The 15,867-nt window shown below is 54.1% G+C and carries 13 protein-coding genes and 1 pseudogene; 2 read left to right on the top strand and 12 right to left on the bottom strand.

What is annotated here, in order from left to right:
• Window positions 1-110: 110 nt before the first annotated feature.
• Entirely contained in the window at window positions 111-803 is a 693-nt protein-coding gene (locus E1K68_RS01610) for a hypothetical protein (RefSeq protein WP_003187502.1), read from the bottom strand.
• Window positions 804-876: 73 nt separating this feature from the next.
• Window positions 877-1,269 (bottom strand): DUF2846 domain-containing protein, encoded by a 393-nt coding sequence (locus tag E1K68_RS01605; protein ID WP_169913177.1) that lies wholly within the window; start codon window positions 1,267-1,269, stop codon window positions 877-879.
• Window positions 1,270-1,735: 466 nt separating this feature from the next.
• Between E1K68_RS01605 and E1K68_RS01600 the strand changes: the two genes are divergently transcribed.
• Entirely contained in the window at window positions 1,736-1,993 is a 258-nt protein-coding gene (locus tag E1K68_RS01600; protein WP_005783616.1) for a hypothetical protein, read from the top strand.
• A 269-nt stretch (window positions 1,994-2,262) separates the two neighbouring features.
• Here the strand turns inward: E1K68_RS01600 and E1K68_RS01595 are convergent, their stop codons facing one another.
• From E1K68_RS01595 to E1K68_RS01555, 8 genes are all read right to left on the bottom strand, one after another.
• Window positions 2,263-2,640 (bottom strand): hypothetical protein, encoded by a 378-nt coding sequence (locus tag E1K68_RS01595; RefSeq protein WP_003187497.1) that lies wholly within the window; start codon window positions 2,638-2,640, stop codon window positions 2,263-2,265.
• Between the two features lie 188 nt (window positions 2,641-2,828).
• Complete coding sequence (locus E1K68_RS01585; protein ID WP_003187496.1) at window positions 2,829-3,311, bottom strand: SMI1/KNR4 family protein; 483 nt, start codon at window positions 3,309-3,311, stop codon at window positions 2,829-2,831.
• Window positions 3,312-3,441: 130 nt separating this feature from the next.
• A complete protein-coding gene (locus E1K68_RS01580) occupies window positions 3,442-3,885 on the bottom strand; it encodes a hypothetical protein (protein ID WP_212613701.1) in 444 nt (147 codons plus the stop codon).
• Between the two features lie 115 nt (window positions 3,886-4,000).
• On the bottom strand, window positions 4,001-4,597 hold the full coding sequence (locus E1K68_RS01575) for a DUF1629 domain-containing protein (protein ID WP_032900337.1): 597 nt from the start codon (window positions 4,595-4,597) through the stop codon (window positions 4,001-4,003).
• A gap of 219 nt (window positions 4,598-4,816) precedes the next feature.
• Window positions 4,817-5,173 carry a hypothetical protein gene (locus tag E1K68_RS01570; RefSeq protein ID WP_003187492.1) on the bottom strand — a complete coding sequence of 119 codons (357 nt, stop codon included), beginning with the start codon at window positions 5,171-5,173 and terminating at the stop codon, window positions 4,817-4,819.
• 398 nt (window positions 5,174-5,571) lie between these two features.
• Complete coding sequence (locus E1K68_RS01565) at window positions 5,572-6,003, bottom strand: hypothetical protein (RefSeq protein ID WP_003187491.1); 432 nt, start codon at window positions 6,001-6,003, stop codon at window positions 5,572-5,574.
• A 220-nt stretch (window positions 6,004-6,223) separates the two neighbouring features.
• Window positions 6,224-6,595, bottom strand: a complete 372-nt coding sequence (locus E1K68_RS01560) for a hypothetical protein (RefSeq protein WP_236468797.1) — start codon at window positions 6,593-6,595, stop codon at window positions 6,224-6,226.
• Window positions 6,596-6,770: 175 nt separating this feature from the next.
• Window positions 6,771-7,076 (bottom strand): hypothetical protein, encoded by a 306-nt coding sequence (locus E1K68_RS01555; protein WP_003187486.1) that lies wholly within the window; start codon window positions 7,074-7,076, stop codon window positions 6,771-6,773.
• Window positions 7,077-7,245: 169 nt separating this feature from the next.
• Here E1K68_RS01555 and E1K68_RS27655 point away from each other — a divergent pair.
• A pseudogene (locus tag E1K68_RS27655) lies at window positions 7,246-7,410 on the top strand (IS4 family transposase); the annotation flags it as partial.
• A 35-nt stretch (window positions 7,411-7,445) separates the two neighbouring features.
• Here the strand turns inward: E1K68_RS27655 and comJ are convergent.
• Window positions 7,446-7,919, bottom strand: a complete 474-nt coding sequence (comJ, locus tag E1K68_RS01550) for a competence protein ComJ (protein ID WP_003187485.1) — start codon at window positions 7,917-7,919, stop codon at window positions 7,446-7,448.
• Window positions 7,919-15,847, bottom strand: a complete 7,929-nt coding sequence (locus E1K68_RS01545; RefSeq protein ID WP_212613700.1) for a DUF637 domain-containing protein — start codon at window positions 15,845-15,847, stop codon at window positions 7,919-7,921. The genes comJ and E1K68_RS01545 overlap by 1 nt, the downstream gene beginning before the upstream one ends.
• Window positions 15,848-15,867: the final 20 nt, after the last annotated feature.

Here is a 15,867-nt window from a genome sequence, read left to right as displayed (position 1 = left end):
ATTCAGAAAGCACGCGTTATCGTTGACGTTTTTCGCGAGCAAGCTCGCTCCTACAAAAAAATCCTTAACTGACTGGCATTACACCAACAACAGCCAGCCTTCGCACATCCCTACTTGAGCTCCTTCACCAGATACTGCGCAGAAATCTGCGTAATCCCGGTCAACGCCCGGCGCAAAGCTTCAGGGTCGGTGCGGTAAGTGAGCGGCGTGTAGCCATAGACATTCTGACCATTGAACGGCGTGACCGCTTCAAAGGTGCGCCAGATCATCTCATCGCCGCGATCCATCTGCGCTAACACGTTAAGGGTCGGATAAATCACACTGCTGAAACCCTGGGTCAGGCGAAAGCCCCACTCGGACACGGTCAGCTGAATCTGCGCATCAGCCGGCTCATCGTCGCCGACCACCTTGAGCGTCGACGTCTTACCCAACTCATCGACAAAGCCCTGCTTGAGCAACACGCCTACATCGAGTTTTTCCGCCTCCATCACCGTCAGAATAGCCACCGGCGTCGGCATCTCGGCCAACTGCCCAAGCTTCATGCCGCCGGCAAACCCGGCACCGCTCAACGCCGCAGTACCCAGCTTGGACGCCCCGCTGGCCATGCCAACACCGGCGCCAACCCCGGCACCCAGGGCCGCGCCCCAGGCCTGTTCGCGGCCGAAGTACACCATGTTCTTTTCCCACTTCACGGGCAGGACTTTGACGGTCTTGATCTGCGCGCGGTTTTCGGGAGTGAGGGGGTGGCTGACGCAGCCGCCGAGGATGAGGGTGGTGAGGAGAATGAGGAGGAGGTTTTTCACATCAATCCTTTAATGCTTGCAGTGAATACGAGAAGTCGGCAAGGCCTGGACCCTGCCGACACACTGGCTCAACTCATTTGCTTTCTTTGGCAATGGTGCCCAAGGACGCATCCTTGACCAGATAACGGCCTTCAACTTCGCTCAGCGCTTTGAGGCTGTTACGCGCCACGGCGAAGCCCATTTCGACTTCCTGCTTGAGGTAAACCACCTCACCCGCTTTGACATCAATCGGCATGTCCGCCCAGTTTTCAGCCTTGGAGCTGATCACGTGTTTGCCCGGCGTCACGAAAAAATAGATGTACTGGTTACCACGGTTGTAACCCATCTCCGAGTCGGCTTCCTTGTCATCCAGGAACACGTTGAACCGCACCAACATTCCTACGTTGCTCGGGCGCACGACGTACACCAGGCCTTTATCAGCCACGGCAGCCTTGGGCAGCGAATAGTTCGCCACGTCAGCCTGCATCTTCTCCACCGACGGCGTCGAGGAACAGCCAAACAGCGTGGCCAGGGACAGAACGACAGCGGCTTTGCAGAACAGCTTGATCATGTATTTCTTCCTTGTGGGTAACGGTGGAGCGGTTTTGAGAGTGCCGATGATGGCGGGATCTCATTTTTATGGCATGGCCCGAAGCATTGTGCCATTGCTGTGATGCCTTGCGCGGTTTTGGGTGAGGGGCTTATAGTCCGGCCGTCGCCCAACAGGGCGATCGGATTTGGCGATCCGTTGACCGTATGCGAAAGCTTTCTGCTTGCTTGCAGGGGCTTCCGTACCCGCATTGCTGCTTTATGGCAGCTGTGCGCGGGAGACCTTCGGGTCTGCCGGAACTCGGTCCCGGTTCGCCAACCTGCGTACAGCTGTCACCCATTCGTTTGGCGACGACAAGTGACAGCCTCACTTACTGACCGAGGTTGTACCCATGAATAGATACATGCCCCTAACCGGCCACGACTGCACCGTCCCAGCCCTGATCATCGACACCCAGGCACCTCTGGACGTCCTTCACGACGCCGCCGTGCACCGTATTCGGGCCGTCACCCAACTGCTGGAAAACCTGGCCTTCCGCGAACAACTCAGCAGCGATGCCGTAGTGCTTTCAGACTTCGCCCACTTGCTGGCCATTCCGCTGCGCGATGGGTGTGATTTGCTGGATGTCATCAGTCGCAGGCTTAATGCCGATCCGTCCTGAGTGAAAACCGGGCGGCCTTTGTGTCGCCCGCTTTGGCCTCGTGCGGGGAGGGTAAAGGCTAAATAAACCTGCCCTTTCGCACTGCTCCGCCTTGATGACCAAGCGTTTACAAAGAACCTTCACAACTAATAAAGGGGACAGATTTATTTAATAGGCTTTTCAACTCTATTTTAAATAAATTTTTCCCCCTTTTTTTCAGTCCCCTTTTTTCATTTCCATATTATTGCTAACACACCCTCATCTCTACCCCAAAAAATCTATCCTACCTTTTAAAATACAACACTTGGAAATACTTTACGAAACATATGCTGTATCGCTGGCAACCGGGCTAGCTCGTCCAACATTTCGGCAGCCGAAAGCGGCATATCGGAGGGTACCGTGCCACGGAGCAGTGCTATTCCATACAAAGCATATTCCTCGTTTTTAGAGTGACTCCATTTTGGAACATAGCCAATTACTTTGTAGATCTTGAAAATAGGCTCATCAAATTCAATCAAATCATATAAAAAATCTGGAGCTCCCTCCGCCCCTAAAAATCCTGCGCACCACGATTGTAACTCTGATATATCAATAGCCTCGCAGAACAGACAGGTAATTACAAACCCTAAAAGTTCATCACTGTAACGCTCAGTTTTTTCTATAATCACTTTCCGCCCCCCATAGTTTCACCACCTATGGGTCCAGTTTTGCAGTGAATCAGCTCCGGAACGAGCTGCATCCGTCCGCTATCTTGGTGATGATGCCAAAAACAAAAGGGGACATCTGATACCGATGTCGCCTTAGAAATTAAATTTTGTCCGACACCACCTCCCATTAGATCCTTCGAAACTTCTTATTATTCGGGCGGCCGCTCAAATAACTGGTCTAAAAATTTTGAAAATGAGGAAGCGACAAATGATAGTTCTGAATCGCTACCTGGAACGGCTTCATGATGCCACATCATAACTTCTGGATCATCAGAAAGCCGATCTTTACGATAGTCAAAACAGAGCGCATCTCCGTTCCCTAATACTGAGAAAATAATTAGGCCTTGAACAAAATCTTCTGGCGGATGACGGTATTTCACCTCCATTGTCTCGAATGAGCCTTCGATTTCACCGAAAGGTAAAAACATACCAGCGCTGCTCGTAACATCTTCGCCGAGAAGACGATTGTAAAAATTGAAAACAGGTTTATTTAAAATAAACGCGCCATTAAATTTCGCTGAAACTTCTTTGTATTTCGCAGGAAAAACTATACCCGCCAATGCTTCAAAAGCTTCTATGTCAGCAGCATTACCTTGACCATAATAAGAATCAAAACTTACTCCAGCGATCATTTATTGCCCCTTACTCATCGATTCCCACCCGACGTGACGCGCACCATTATGAAAAACCTCGCAAAAAGGGGACAGATTTATTTAATAGATCCCAGCGCAAATTTAAATAAATCACCCCCCTTTTCTCGCGTCATTTAACGCAGCACACCTGATCATCAGAAAGATAATAAAGTCCCTCCAGCTTTCCGCAAATGGAAGGAAGACCGAAAACCGATTCCGAGGCATAAGAAATAGGCAGCTCGGATCTAATCGAACCGGCAAACTCTGAACTTTCCCACGCGGGAGTTACTATATCGCTCCAAAAATTTACGACGGCTCCCTTATCAGACAATACAACAGGCTTTAAGCATTCAATTGCGGAATTGGAGTTCCAATACAAATAGCCGCGATACACAGAGTGTCTTTCACCAAAAAAATCAGCTCGAACGATAATCTGAAAGTCTGAGCACGTTTCCTGCTCGGCGAGGGGGCGTACAGTTAACTCATCCTCCACGGTATCGTCCATCGGAAAAAACCAAACGCTGTAGCGATCAAGATCATCAATCGTTAGCTCATATACTTGTTTGTCCGACACAAATCGCCCCCCCATGTAATTAAACACAACAAAAGGGGGCAGATTTAATCAATGGTCTTTGCACTACCACCACGAATTAAACAAATTCGCCGCCTTCCCCCAACTACCTGACTAACTAGGTAACGGTTTCTTGATCACCATTAACAGAATCAAACAGTACGCCGACAACACCAGCTGCCACAAGTCGCCGTTTCACTTCTTCACTTACTATGATCGCACCCAAATATTTTTTAAGTCTAAATATATGACTTGATCCGCCCCTACCCGGGTCAACCACCAAATTGTAGAAAGCACGATAGTTGCCGGCCATATCTGGCCTAACAGGATCATCTACCTCAAACTTTTTATAGCGAGAGCGCTTTTCATCCACGCAATCAATTTGCGTTTCAATAATCATCAAAAAATAGCTCTGGCAAACCACTTTATTGTTTATCTTCACCGGCTCAAAAACGACATGCTGATAAAGTTCGTCTGTCTCTGGCAAACCGGCGAGCGAATTTTTTGCCCTCTCGCTTAAAACAGGAATACTGGCGTATCCAGCGAGGGAATAATCAACTTCTTTACCGTCGAACCTTACATCGAGGGTATATGTGCCTGGCTCCATAAAATTAACTGGAGGATCACTGAAATGCCAGTTATCTACATGATGTACATCTCCGAGCACCCACCTATCGCAGACAGTTACATCTTGTCGCATTAAGTAATATCTCATTTCAGTCCCTCGTAAGCCATTTATTAACTTCACTACCCACGATTACTGCTTCTGACTTAATCCCTTCCAATATTTTTGTCACGAATCAACGAAAAAAGGGGACTGTCTAGTCCTGAAATAGGTTTACACCTGCTTCAGGACTAGACAGCCTTTAAACTCTAGTCTAGATAAATCTGCCCTCTTTTCTTGTCCCTTTTCTTCAGTCCCCTTTTCTTCAACTTATTCATCATCCCAAAACTGCCCCGGCGGCGCATAGTTACCATCTTCCAAGATGCTGCACCATCCAAAAAGCCTATAAAACATTTCAAGATCCAATATTTGGTAGATATCAATATCAACTTTTTTTAACGACACCCGACCGTGTGCATAGTGAGAGTATTGCCCACCTACCCCACCTATCGCTCTTTTTTCAAGTTCTGCACGATCCCACTCCAGAACGGTTCCTGCAGCTTCTGGCAAAGGGTCCAAAAATTCAATTTCAAACTCCGTTGCAATTTTGCAAATGCAAGGAATCAGCCTTTGCTCGAGCAGGCTGTGGGTTAACAAATTCTCGGGAAACTTAATGCTTAATTTCATTTCAGAGCATCCTTTGGAACAACAACATAACCTGAAAAATTCTTTTCAAAAGTAGTCGCGGGGCTAAAGTACTGCTTACCATGAGGATCACTGCAAAAGGGGACAGATTTATTTAATGCGCCTTTAAACTCTAATTTAAATAAATCTGTCCCCTTTTCTCGTGAGATTAAAAGGTGGTACCTACCCATCCATCTTTACTGGATACCCACGCAGACCGTGACGGCGCGCAACCCACAATCAGAAATACAACTACCATTATTACGCTAATTTTTTTCACGTTTTCTCTCCGTGAAAATGTGAAAAATGGGACATATTTATTTAATACGTTTTTCAACTCTAATTCTAAATAAGCCTTTCCCTTTTCTCACTTTTTTATTCATCTCCGCTCTGGCACCGACTCAACTTTTTCCATTTATATGATTTCGCCACGGCACGAGCAGTCCCTCCAACAAGACTCGATCAACAACACCATCATCAATGGCGCCGACAAAAGTTGTATCCAACTGAAACTCAAAGGAAATATTTTCCTTTTCCGATAACTTTTTTACGGCACAGACTATTTCTTCCACTTCATCTAGATTTTTTGAATCCATATCAACAGACAGTATATTCGGTTGCAGTGCTGAATAAATCTCCAACATTCCACCCACCACTTCCGCGCCCCCTTCGTCTATCGCGTCAATAAAGGTTGGCGGGGCAATGCTCCATATTCTTGACGCAGCGAGCTCATTCACGAGCTGCTGCACATTAGATCTAATAGACTGATCTAAGTCTTGAGCCACGTAGAAAATCAACTTTTGCTTCTCATGTTCTAGCGGTACGGAATGCATTATTCAGCTCCTTTTTTTGGAGGGTATGCCGGGAGAACCGACCCTGGCCCCCCTTTTCTACTGATATTTTGCTCATTCAGGATATCTATTGCCCTATCGAACAAAAGGGCGAATAAAAGGGAACAGATTTGTTTAATAGTTTTTTCAACCCTAACTCAAATAAATCTGCTCCCTTTTTTCACTTCTCTAGCTAGATCAAACAAACCGCCTCCTTTTGTTCTCAATTATTTTTTGGCAAATTTATCGAAAAAGCCGAAAGGAAAGTCTCAATAATTTTTCGATCTGCATCACTCTTTGCAAAACGCTTAAGCACTGGGACAAGATGATAAAACAATAGCTCGAGCCTGCTAGGATCTTTGGGCAATGCATCGTTAATGCATGCAACCATTAACTTAACTGGCATAATTGACGCGAACGCTTCATATCCTCTAGCGCTAGAGAACGGAATTTTCTTAAAATAATAATCCGCTAAACGTTTCTGCTCTGGTTTTTTCCAAGATCTATGAGGAAGGAGTAATAAAGCTTCACCCCAATTATCTGAAGCAAGCGGGTACCGGCTCAATATCCAAGCTGCCGCCTGATCAGAAGTCATTTTCGCCAACTCTTTACAGAGTGATATCAATCTTGAATCCATACCAAACTATTTCCTTCGAATAAAGGGGACAGATTTATTTAATACAAATAAACCCACCCCTTTTATATAACCCTCTTTGACACAAACCAAATGGACAATCAATCACACTCAAACATTAATTTCACACTTTTACTCACGGATAAACGAAATTCGTCTTTACTTGCCCACCAACATCGTAACTCATCACAAAAGAACTCCAGTTCTCACCCCGCGATGCTGCGCTAGCCTTCAACTCCTTAATTAATCGATACAAAACAGCACCATTGAAATCAGTTTGCGGCTGCTCATTTCCCACCCCATTTTTCTCAATGGTGACTTCTTCAACCATGTATCTATCGCACAACTCAGCTTCATACCTGAATGCATCATAATCTTCAACAATTCCTGACTGAAGCAATTCAAAAATACTTTTAACAATTTCTATATCTTTGGTAATCATTATTTATGCTCCTGTATTCTGCGAGCTTCATTTTCGGAGAATAAAGGGATAGATTTATTTAATACGCTTATCCCAGTACAAATTTAAATAAATCTGTCCCCTTTTTCGCTTCCAATTATGCCTCGCGATGCAGCAGTACGGTGCCGACGAACAAGACGATGGGGTACCGAATTTACTCAGGTTGATCGCCAGGAAACGTGTCGGAAACCGGCCGGGACGGATTGAGCCTCGCGCCATAAAACGAAGGCCCAAGCCTTACCCGATGCTGATGCAGACGCGCTCGGCGGCTAGGACCGAGGTCAGGAGAAATGGACACCCGAAGAAGGTTAAGTAAGTGCCATTCAAATCCGCCCCCATTTCTCCGAAATTTTATCCCGCAGGAACCGCATCGATATCAAACTCACCTTGCTCGTCAATTTCGGCGTCTGCTCTCAACACCTCAAAATCGCAGCCCCCTAAATTCAAATGGACATTTATTTCATACACTCCACTTGAGGAGGGTCTTATAAATTCGACCTGAAGAGAATAATCTCCTTCAGGCAGTTCTAGAGGAACCGTACTCGAAATACTACCAACCTCAATATTTCTATCTCTCACCGCGAAGGGAACTTTAAAGGCCCGAACCACGTCTGCGCTTATAGCGGGCACTTGTTCGTTAATGAAAAGGCTAATTATATGGTCCCCTTCGTCAATCAAAGCTCTAAAAGAAACACTCCCTAACCTCCACGCAAATCCTTGCGCATAACTACGATCACTCCAATCATTATACGGCTGATCAAGCGAACTCAAAAACACGCAAAATTGCGAATAAGACAAATATATACTTTCTCTAAACCTAGCCATTAGTCCACCACCTTAATTCTGACTTTCTCGCCATCGGGCAGTCCGCGACATGCATTACCTATACATGCGCCAGCCCCCATATTATCTTTCGGGCTTATGGGTCTAACACTCGCTCCAGTCCCACCCTCTTTAAACATTGCCGGTGGATACTCATCTAACTGTTTCCCAGGGACCTTAGGAAGACCACCAATTGAGTCCTTTCTGTTCCCGGGAGCACCAGGCCTATCAATTGTTAATACATCAGGATGACCGGCGTTTTGCGCATCTGAAATATGCTCTGCCGCTTCCCCATATTTCCCCCGGGATATTAATATTTCCTTTGACACTAACGGTACTTCAGGAGACGCAGTTTCACCCTGAGTAGCCTTCCCTTTCCCTCCCCCAGAGCGAGACGGTAATGCTACTCCGACTCCAGCCTTTATAGCCTCTGCACCCAGCTTAACCAATGCTCCGCCACCTGCGGAGCTGATATCTGCTGCAATTTTGCTAGAAGCGTCGAGATTGTTCCCTATCACGAAACCTACAGCGGAGGCAGCGCCACCCTGCTTTTCGGATCTAAGCTTACCTACCAGATCGACAAGTTTCTGATCATCGTTCGCCAGGGAAGTGGCAATACCTCGGCAGCGTTGAGGATCGCGTGCGCAAAGCGCATCCAACTCGTCATTTCTCTGCTGATCAAGTTCCGCATAGCGCTGCCTGACCTCACGCTTCTCTTGCTCCGTAGTCTTGCTATCTACCTCCCGAAGCATTTCCTCGACTTCTTCGTGGTAAAGATAGTTGAACGTCGTCGCCTTCTGAGCAATCTGAGAGCCTTTTTCCAAATCTCCATCGACCGCCGCAGCTGCTAACAAGCCTGTCAGCTGTGAAAGCATCAGCGTGATGTCGTCATTGCCTTGAGCAGCCCACACCAACTGATTGATGAGTGCCTCATTCAGCCCGGCAGCGGCAGCCCCGGTTTTGAAATCGCTACCTGTGGCTTCAGCCAGCAATCCCCCCATCAAAGCGTGCGCAATAATCTTTTGAGGGCTGCCATTGGGGAACGTGACGTAGTCACCCACCCAATTAAAACCGGTAGCCATTGCAACGTTGCCAGCCTCTCCCAACAGGGCCGCATTGAAGTTGTCGCCGAAGCTTCCCCCTTGAATGGCCGTCGATATTCCGCTAGAGATTACCGCCCGGCCACCGGTACGCAGCGCGATATCGCCTGCTGACGTCCAGGTGAAAATATCTTTGGAGGAGTTCGTAACCGCCAAGGTTGAACCCGTACTCGGGGTAACACCTTGGACTGTGCTTGTACTTGTGCCTGCACCTGCACCTGCACCGTCAGCACCAGCGAACCAATTGGTGTCGGCATACTCAAGAGCCCCCGCCGTGAACCCGGCGACTGCTGCGCTTTTCAGGCTATTGGCGCTGACCGTTTCCTTAAGCGCTGCACCCAAATTGCCTTTGTTGTTGATGGTGCTAGTGACTGCCGTCGTACTCAGGCTGGTGCTCACCGCAAGGGTGGCTCCCTGCAACCCGAATCCTACCGGCCCCATGATCGCCGCCATCATGATCGCAATCGCAATCTTGGCACCGGCGCCCAACCCTGAGTTGTCGTACTTGAAGCTCTCGTGAATCTCCTTTACCTGGCGCCAATCAATGTCGCCACGTGCCTCAGCTTGCTTGAGCCAGGCCAAATTAGGATCAGCCTTGACCATCGCATCAACGGTCTGGCTTACAGTCTGCTGATCGACCTGTTTGACGTCGATACGAATGCCTTCGGCGGCCTTGATGACAAGCTGTCCTTGGGCAACCAACTCGCTCTGACGCAAGGTTTCGTCTGTATTACCTTTGCCCTTAGCGCTGAACCACGAGAGGTCGCTTTTGCTCTTAGTGTGGCTCTCATCGTGCAGGTCCTTGACGCCTTCAAAGACAATTGCACCACCGCTATCAAGGATGATGTCCTTGCCGCTATTAAGCTTCGCAACTTGATACAGCTGGTCGCCGTCGCTTTTAAGGACTAGGTTGCCACCTGTCTTGATCTCGGTCCCTACCTGGGTGGTGCGGGTCACTTCATCCATCTGCGCCTTTTTAGCGCCCCAGCTTCCCTTCTCCTTCATGTCATACAACGTATGCGTACTGTTCTCAGCCGCCAACAAACTCAACTTATCCCCGCTATACAGATAAGCCTCATTCCCCGCACTGATCCTGCTCGCCACAATCGTGGTATCACGCCCCGCCTGGCTGACAAAATCCCCACCCGCCGTCAGCACGCTTGCCACTTGAGTAGTCTGGTCGTCCGAGGTCTTGATGCGTTTTTTGCCGTCCTTTTCCTTGCCCTCGACGTTGTGCATGTCGCTGACCGAGGCGACGTTGAGGTCGCGGCCGGCGGCGATGTTGAGGTCTTTGCCGGCGGTGGCATTGCTGCCGATGATGTTGACGTCTTGCCCGGCCTGCATGTTGAGGTTGCCGCCCGCCGTGACGCTGGCGGCGAGGTTTTTGACGTCGGTGGTGATGCTGGATTTCTCGCCGCCGTCGCGGGTCTCGTGTTTGACGCGGGTGTCGCTGGCGGCGATGAGGTTGAGGTCGCGGCCGGCGGTTAAGTTGGCGTCGTTACCAGCGGTGAGTGCGCCTCGGTTGGTGAGGTCGCGGCCGGCGTCGATGGCGAGGTTTTCGCGGGCGACGATGGTGCCGGCGCTGGTGTCGGTGAGGGTGCGCATGCCGGCGCCGTCACGCACCTGGATGGCGGTGGTGTCGTTGGTGATGTCGCCTTTGAGCGCCGTGAGGCTGACTTGTTTGCCGCGGATTTCGCCGGCCATGGCGTTGCGGATGCTGTCTTGGGCGAGCAGGTTGAGGTTGTTGCCGGCTTCGACCAGGCCACCGGTGTAGATACTGCCGCTGCTGATGGCGGAGAGGTTGTTGCTGGCGCGCAGGGTGCCGACGTTGATCAGGTCGCCGCCGGTGACCAGGTTGAGGTCGCGGCCCTGGATGAGGCTGTTGCCGCGCACATTGCGCGAGTCGGTCTGGGCCAGGTACAGCACTGGCACGAGCACGGTCTGGCCGTCGATGACGCGGTTTTCCATCCACACGATGTCGTGGGTCAGGGCGCCGACTTGCTGGTCGGTGAGGGCCACACCCAGGCTCAGGCGCAGGGCGTCTTTGCTGGCAAGGCCGTTGTCCATCAGGTAGCGGAACTGGTCGGCGTCGCTGTACAGGCCGCCGGCGAGGAAGCGCTGGCCGGTTTGCGCGAGGACGGCGTCGCGGATCAGGCGGGTTTCGTACTGGCCGTCACCGAGGCGGCGCCAGGCGTTGTCGGCGGTGAAACCGAGTTTGCCGAGCATGTAGTCGGAGCTGAAGAAGCCCGACACCGAGGTGAACTCGGGGTTGGTCTCGATCAGGTAGTGGCTGGTGGGGTCGGCGTTTTTGACGAACAGGCCGTACTCGCCCTTGGGCAGTTGGAAGGTCGGCGAGGTGGTGGGATCGACCGGGGCGAAGGCGGTGCCGGTGTAGTCCACGGGCACGAAGCCGCCACCAGGGGCCACGCCTACCACGGGCAATACGCTGCCAGGCGCCTGGGCGCTCGGGTCGTTGGCGTGTTTGCTCAGGTTGATGTTGATGCCGCCGACGGGGATGCCGGCCTGATCGTCGCCGAGGGTGCCGGTCAACTGGGCCAGGGTGTTGTTGTGCAGCGTGCCGTTTTGCAGGGTGCGGGCGACGTTGAGGTTGACCGTGCCGCCCGCTTGCAGGGTGGCGTCGTAACCGGGGCCGCTGTTGTTGGTCCAGGTGGTGACGTCACTTGCGTAGGCGAACGGCAGGCTATTGGGTGAGCGGCTTTTGAGTTCTTCGAAGCGCGCCTTGTCGAAATTCCCGGCCGCCGTGGCCGCATTGAACGCGGGCACATCGACATATTGCATGCGCTCAAACAAATCGTCGGAGACGTGACCTGGCGTGCCAATGACAAGCTTGCGCTGGCCCGTGCGCGTGGCGGCGCCCTGGTTGAGCAGGTCACCGGCAGTGATGCTCAGGTCGCCATTGGCGGCCATCAGGCTGTAGCGGTTCTGCACAGTGTCGCCTTGCAGCAGCATGTTTTTGCCCGCCACCAGGCGCGCCGCTACCGAGTCCTTGGTGGCCGCCTCAAGGTACGTCTCGTAGATGGTGATCTCGCCACGTTCCCAGTTGTCGCTTTCGCCGCAGTGCTGGCCACAGATCCAACTCAAGCTGCCGGTGGTCAGTGTTTGCCCGAGTTCGAATTCATCTTTGGCGTTTTCGATAAAGCCCGCATTGATGCCGATCGAGCCTTCGCTTTCCACGGTGCCGGAGCGGTTGCTGAACAGCACGGCACGCCCGCCATCGCGGGCGGCGAAGCTCAGGTTGCCTTTGCTGTAGACATCGCCATAGCTGTTGCTGAAGCCATTGCTGCGCAAGGTCATGTCGCCGCCGCTGAACAGCAGCGTGTTGGCGGCATTGGTGATGCCGTTGACTGCGGTGAGGTTCACCGCGCCCTGGGCACCGAGAGTGCCACGGTTGTTGATTTGCGCGGCGGCGATGTCCAGTTGCTGGCGGGCGGTGAGGAACCCGAGGTTGTCCAGGGTGCCGCCCAGGGTCAGGCGCGTATTGGTGGCTGCCAGGCGGCCGCCGTTCTGGCTAAGGTTGTTGGCGGCGACGGTGAGTGTTTGCAGGGCCGAGACGCGGCCGCTGTTGGTGATATCGCCGGTGGTGATGCTGATGTCGCCGTCGCTGAGCAGTTCGCCGCCGTTGTCCAGGCTGGCCACGTTGAGGATCAAGCCCTTGGCGCTGGCCATGCGGTCACCGGCCTTGAGGACCAGCGCCTGTTCGCTTTTGTAGGTGAGCACGTCGTTAAGTTGCACGCGGCCCAGTCCGTCGACCTTGCCGAATGCCCAGTCGGCGCTGCCCATGCCCTGGATATTGCCCTGGCTGCCTTCGAGGCTGGCGGTGTTGAGGTGGAACAGGCCGGTGCCGGCGTGTTGCAGCATGCCGTTCTGGTTGTTGAGGCTGGCGGCGTCAAGGCTGAAGGCCTGGCTGCCGAATTCGAGGGTGCCGTTCTGGTTGTTCAACGCGCCGCTGAGGTTGAGCTTGCTGCTGGCGCCGCCCAGGGCACGCAGTTGGCCGTTGGCGCTGTTATCCAGGTTGCCGCCGGTGAGGGTCAGGCCCTGGTTGGCTTCGATCAGGCCGCCCTGGTTGGTGAGGGTGTCGCGGGAGGTCAGGTTGATCTGATTGCCGCTGACCTGGCCGCCCGCGCTGTTGTCGAGGCTGGCGCCGCTGACGGTCACTTGTTCTTTGCCGAACAGCTTGCCGCCACGGTTGGCCAGGGCTTCTACGGTCAGTTGCAGGTTGCCGACCAGGCTGGCCATCAGGCCGCCGCTGGCGTTGTCGACGCTGTTGGCGGTGACGCTCAGGCTATCGCCCTGCACGGTGCCGCCCTGGTTATCCAGGCGGGTGGTGTTCAGTTCGGTGAGGGCGCCGCCGCTGAGGATCAGGCCCTTGCGGTTACTCACATCCTGGCCGCTGGAGCTCAGGCCTTCGGCGCCGGCCAGCAGTTGGCCGTTGTCGTTGTTCAGGTGCTGGGCGGCGATGTCCAGGCGCTTGCCGCGCAGGGTGCCGCCGTCGTTGTTGAGGGTGGTGAGCTGCTTGACCAGCACGCTGCGCTCGCCCGCGTCGATCTGGCCGCCGACGTTGGTGAGCAGGTCGCTGACCTTGAGCACCACATCACCGCCATCGCTGACCAGCACGCCTTTGTTGCTGTTGTTGAAGGTCTGCGCGGTGACGTCGACGGTCTGCCCCAGCAGGATGCCGGCGCTGTTGTCCAAGCGCTCGCCTTGCAGTTGCAGCAGGCCCTCGCTCTGGATGCGGCCCTGGGCGTTGAGCAACTGGCCAGGGCCTTTGAGCAGCAGGCTTACGCCCTGGGCACCACCGGCCAGCAGGCCGGCGTTGCGGTTGTCCAGGCCCGAGGCGCGCACGTCGAGGTGGTCGCCCAACACGCGCCCGGCGCGGTTGTCGATATCGCCGCCAGCCACGTCGAGCAGCAGTTGCTTGCCGACGATTGTGCCGCTCTGGTTATCCAGGTTGGCGGCGTGCAGTTCGATATCGCCCTGCCCGGCCTGCAAGCGGCCCTGGGCGTTGTTGAGCTGTTGTGCGGCGGTGAGGGTGAGCTTGCCGGTGTCGGCGCTCAGTACGCCGCCTGCGTTGCTGCTGAGGGTGCCGGCCGTAACGTTCAGATCGGTGCTGGCCTGGGCGAAACCCTGATTGTTGTTGAAGGTGTTGGAAACGGCGAGGTTGAGCGCGCCGCCGTCGGCCTGGATCAGGCCCTTGAGGCTGTTGTCGAGGTTGCTGGCAGTGACGGTCGCGGTTTTGGCCACCAATACACCGTTCTGGTTGTTCAGGGTGCCGGCGTTGACGGTCAGGTCGTTGGCGATGACTTGCCCGCCGCTGTTGTTCAGGTCGGCACTGGTGAGCACCAGGCTGCCGCCGGCCATTTCGATACGGCCCTGACGGTTGTCCAGGGACGCGCTGTTGAGCGTAGCAGCCTGGCCTTCGCCGAAGCGGATCAGGCCGCCGAGGTTGACGATGGCCGGCGAGTTGATCGCCAGGCTCTGCTCGCCAAACAGGCGAGCGCTGGCGCCCTGGTTGGTGAGTTTGGCGCTGCTGACCTCGACGGTCTTGGCCTGGATGATCGCGCCCTGGTTGGTCAGCGCTTGTGCGGCAGTGATCGCCAGGGCGCGGCTGGCCAAAAGGTTGCCGCTGGTGGTGACGGTCTGCGCGTTCACCACCAGGTCGCCCGTGGTGTTGCGGCTGTTATCGGCGGCGACGCCGGCTTCGATGATGCCGGGGTTGTTCACGCTGGCCGCGTTGATCTCGATGCGCTGGCCGGCGGCGATGCTCTTGCGGTTGACCAGGGCCTGGGCGCTGGTGACCTGCACGTTGCCGTTGGCGTAGACCTTGTCGGTGAGGTCGACGTTTTGCGCGGTGACTTTGACGTTACCGGTGGCCACCGTTTGCGCCATGCTCAGGCGCCCGTTGGCGTCGAGCTGAATATCGCCACCACTGGCCGCCAGGGTGCCGTCGAGCTTCACGCCCACGCCGGCCTCGGTGCCCACCAGTTTGATTGCGCCGGCATACATGCCGCCCAAGGCCGAGGAGTCGATTGCCAACTCGGGCTTGGCGCTGCCGTCATCGGCGCGGGCGGTGGTTTTCAGGCTTTGCGCATCGACGTCGTTGCGCCCGGCGATCACGTTGAGTTCGCGGGCGTTGATTTGTGCGTTGATCTTGGCCGAGCGGGTGATGATGTCGAAGCGTTCGACGTTGCTGGCGTTCAAGCCCTGGCCGTCGATGGTCACGGCGCCGCCATCCACTTCATAGCGCTGCAATTGACCGCTGGCGTCGAGCACCGGTTTGCCGGTGGTGAGGGTGACGTTGGGGGTGTTGATAAAGCCGCAACCGCTGCACGTCACGCCGTACGGGTTGGCGACGATGACCTTGGCCGACTGCCCCGCCACTTCGGTATAGCCGCGCAACTGGCTGGGGCTGCCGCCGTTGACTTCGTTGAGGATGACGTTCGCCGCGCCGCCCTTGAGGTTGGGGTTGCCGACAATGATCCCGCCCAGTTGGGTGTTGACCATGGCGGTGTTGCCGTTGTTGAGGATCACACCGTTGGGGCCGACGTTGTAGTCCTTGAACTGGTTATGGGACAAGCCCGCGCCATTGGGGGTGGCAATGTTTACCACCGGCACGCCATTGCCTGCCGCGCCCACGGTGGTGCCCGGCGCACTGACCACAATGCCCTCGGCCTGGGCCAGCAGCGGCTGCCAGAACAGTGCGTTGGCAAGGATCAACGCCAGCCCGCGCTTGGGCAGGCCGAAGAACGCGTCCCGGCGCTTCAGGGCGGCAGAAGGTTGGCGGGCCAGGAAGGCGAATTGGCGAACATCCATTGTCAGGCTCTCATGCAGCG

Source organism: Pseudomonas sp. B2021 (assembly GCF_018135665.1).
GTDB lineage: Bacteria > Pseudomonadota > Gammaproteobacteria > Pseudomonadales > Pseudomonadaceae > Aquipseudomonas > Aquipseudomonas lactis.
Note: the sequence above shows the minus strand (reverse complement) of the source record. Positions and strands in the feature narration are given on the sequence as shown.

Bases quoted from the DNA above. Each gene is read 5' to 3' on its own strand.
- E1K68_RS01605 (WP_169913177.1), bottom strand. From the start codon at position 1,269: ATGCAGGCTGACGTGGCGAACTATTCGCTGCCCAAGGCTGCCGTGGCT.
- E1K68_RS01600 (WP_005783616.1), top strand. From the start codon at position 1,736: ATGCCCCTAACCGGCCACGACTGCACCGTCCCAGCCCTGATCATCGAC.
- E1K68_RS01585 (WP_003187496.1), bottom strand. From the start codon at position 3,311: ATGATCGCTGGAGTAAGTTTTGATTCTTATTATGGTCAAGGTAATGCT.
- E1K68_RS01575 (WP_032900337.1), bottom strand. From the start codon at position 4,597: ATGAGATATTACTTAATGCGACAAGATGTAACTGTCTGCGATAGGTGG.
- E1K68_RS01570 (WP_003187492.1), bottom strand. From the start codon at position 5,173: ATGAAATTAAGCATTAAGTTTCCCGAGAATTTGTTAACCCACAGCCTG.
- E1K68_RS01565 (WP_003187491.1), bottom strand. From the start codon at position 6,003: ATGCATTCCGTACCGCTAGAACATGAGAAGCAAAAGTTGATTTTCTAC.
- E1K68_RS01560 (WP_236468797.1), bottom strand. From the start codon at position 6,595: ATGACTTCTGATCAGGCGGCAGCTTGGATATTGAGCCGGTACCCGCTT.
- E1K68_RS01555 (WP_003187486.1), bottom strand. From the start codon at position 7,076: ATGATTACCAAAGATATAGAAATTGTTAAAAGTATTTTTGAATTGCTT.
- comJ (WP_003187485.1), bottom strand. From the start codon at position 7,919: ATGGCTAGGTTTAGAGAAAGTATATATTTGTCTTATTCGCAATTTTGC.
- E1K68_RS01545 (WP_212613700.1), bottom strand. From the start codon at position 15,847: ATGGATGTTCGCCAATTCGCCTTCCTGGCCCGCCAACCTTCTGCCGCC.